The organism is Microbacterium sp. UBA3394 (assembly GCF_002358725.1).
GTDB lineage: Bacteria > Actinomycetota > Actinomycetes > Actinomycetales > Microbacteriaceae > Microbacterium > Microbacterium luteum.
Genome location: NZ_DEPK01000010.1, coordinates 1 through 2,659 on the forward strand (window position 1 = coordinate 1; position 2,659 = coordinate 2,659).

3 protein-coding genes are annotated in these 2,659 nt (G+C 71.0%); all 3 read left to right on the forward strand.

Annotated elements, in window-relative coordinates; all coding sequences use genetic code 11:
- Nucleotides 1-4 precede the first annotated feature (4 nt).
- Nucleotides 5-796, forward strand: a complete 792-nt coding sequence (locus B4E30_RS00470; RefSeq protein WP_349676936.1) for a MazG nucleotide pyrophosphohydrolase domain-containing protein — start codon at nucleotides 5-7, stop codon at nucleotides 794-796.
- 31 nt (nucleotides 797-827) lie between these two features.
- The gene (hisS, locus tag B4E30_RS00475; RefSeq protein WP_286793029.1) at nucleotides 828-2,078 is read left to right on the forward strand and encodes a histidine--tRNA ligase; all 1,251 of its coding nucleotides are present in this window, start codon (nucleotides 828-830) and stop codon (nucleotides 2,076-2,078) included.
- Nucleotides 2,079-2,145: 67 nt separating this feature from the next.
- The coding region (locus tag B4E30_RS00480; protein WP_286793027.1) for a GDSL-type esterase/lipase family protein at nucleotides 2,146-2,659 on the forward strand (514 nt) is incomplete at its 3' end.

The window sequence follows — 2,659 nt, forward strand, 5'->3', positions numbered from 1 at the left end:
CCGCCTGAGCGATCCGCTCCGACAAGCCGCCGACACGATGCGCGCGGTGCGGGACCGGTGCGTCTGGACGCAGCAGATCGACCATCGCGCACTCGTGCCGTACCTCGTGGAGGAGAGCGCCGAGCTCATCGACGCGATCGAGGCGGGCCCTCGAGCGGAGATGCGGGAGGAACTCGGCGACCTCCTGTGGCAGGTGCTGTTGCACGCCGAGATCGCCTCGAGGGATGCCGACGACCCCTTCGACATCGACGACGTCGCCCGGGGACTGACGGAGAAGATGGTGCGCCGGCACCCTCATGTGTTCGCCGGTGCCGTGGCGAACACCCCGGAAGAGGTCCTCGTGCACTGGAACGCCGCGAAGGCGGCCGAGAAGCACGAGCGGCAGTCCGTTCTGGACGGAGTATCGCACCACATGCCGTCGCTCGCGCTCGCGCAGAAGCTCGTCGGCAGGGCCGCGCAGGTGGGCGTGGGCGTTTCGTCTCGCTTCGCTCGCGGAGCGACCGACGGCGACCCCGACGCCCCCGTCGCCCCGCGAGGGAGCGGAGCCCACGTCCCCCCGCCGGTCGTTGAGCGAGGGAGCGGAGCGAGCGTCCCCCCGGTCGTTGAGCGAGGGAGCGGAGCGACCGAGACGAAACGACCCGAGTCCGAGCACGACCTCGGCGACGCGCTGCTCGCGCTCGTCGCCCTGGCCCGCGAGAACGGCTGGGATGCGGAGCGGGCCCTGCGTGAGCGCCTGCGAGGGCTCACCGCAGACGTGCGTGCGGCAGAGGGTGGGGCGGCCGACCTGGAACAATAGCCGGGTGGCATCCGTGAACCCGCCGCGCGGCATGCGCGACTTCCTCCCCGCAGACAAGGCCCGCCGCGAGCGAGTGCTCGCCGTCATCCGGGAGCGCTACCGCGCCCACGGCTTCGACGAGATCGAGACCCCGGTCATGGAGGAGTACGCGCGCCTGCATGCCGGCATCGGCGGCGACAACGAGAAGCTCGCCTTCAACGTGCTCAAGCGCGGGCTGAATGCCGAAGCGATCGCGGCGGCGGCCGAAGACCCCGCGGCGCTCACCGATCTCGGGCTCCGCTACGACCTCACCGTTCCCCTGGCGCGCTTCTATGCGACCAACCGCGGGCAGCTCCCCACGATCTTCCGGGCGGTGCAGATCGCGCCCGTGTGGCGAGCCGAACGACCGCAGAAGGGGCGCTATCGGCAGTTCATGCAGTGCGACATCGACATCATCGGGGATGCGTCCACCCGTGCCGAGGTGGAGCTGATCACCGCGACGCTGGACACCCTCGACGCCCTCGGACTCGAGGGCGGCTCGGTGCGCATCAACGACCGGCGTCTGCTCGATGCCATGCTCGAGCACTTCGGCTTTCCTGTCGAGGAGCGCCCGAGCGTACTCATCACGATCGACAAGCTCGACAAGATCGGCCCGGAAGGGGTCCGTACCGAGTTGCTCGAGCGCTCCGGGGCGCTCGCGGCCGTCGAGGCCTTCGCGGATTTCCTTTCGCGCGAGCCAGAAGAGACATCCGGGTTCGGCGTCGAGGCGATCCGCGCCGCGCTGCCCGCGGGGCTGGATGGGGAGGCGGTCGCTGCGCTCGGTGAGATCGGCGCGGCTGTCGCCGCCGCGCGCGGCGCCGGTGTGCCGCTGACGTTCGATCCGTTCCTCGTGCGGGGGATGGGGTACTACACCGGCACCATCTTCGAGGTCGCGCACCCGTCGGTGCCCTACTCGCTCGGCGGCGGCGGACGCTACGACGGCATGATCGGACGCTTCCTCGGACAGGAGGTGCCGGCCGTCGGCTTCTCGATCGGCTTCGAGCGCATCGTCGACCTCGTCGCGGACCAGGTCGGCCAGGTGGCCCCGGCGATCGTGCTCGTGCACGACCGGGATGTGCCGGTCGCCGAGCTCGCCGCGCTGAAGGCCGCGTTCATCCGTCGCGGTCAGCGGGTGCGGCTCGAACAGCGACCGAGGAACCTCAAGACGCTGCTGGAGCGGGCTGCCGCGGACGGGTACTCCCACTTCGCGGCGGTGACCGTCGGGGCGCACATCGATGACCTCGAGGTCAAACCGCTCGAGTGAGGCGTCTGGCCGCATCCGTTCACCGCGGCGTCAGCCCGGGTTCACGTCGACCCGGTCGAATCGGCGCATGAGCAGGGCCGGGACGGGCGTCGTGGTCGGGATGACCGCCGCGGGGGCGGTCGTATCGTCGATGGTGGTCGTCCGCATCGCGCTGACGCGGCAGGCGGCGTACGCCCGCCGCGTGATCGGGAAGCCGCTGGGGGAGGATGCCCTCGAGGCGGACCGGGTGTGGCGGCGCAAGCTCGACGGCGAGCCGCTGGAACTACTGATCCTCGGTGACTCGATCGCCGCCGGTCTCGGCGCGACGCGACGCAAGGAGACGCTCGGGGCGCGCATCGCCAAGGGCCTCGCGAACAGGGCGCGGCGACCCGTGCGCCTGCGCACGGTGGCGGTCGTCGGATCCGAGTCATCGGCGCTCCGCGAGCAGCTCGATGAGCTGCCGGACGAGTACGAACCCGACGTCGCGGTCATCGTCGTCGGCGGGAACGACATCACGCACCGCGTGCCGGTGTCGACCTCCGTCTCGCACCTGACGGAGGCGATCGCACGCCTCCGCACGCGCGGAACGCAGGTGGTCGTCG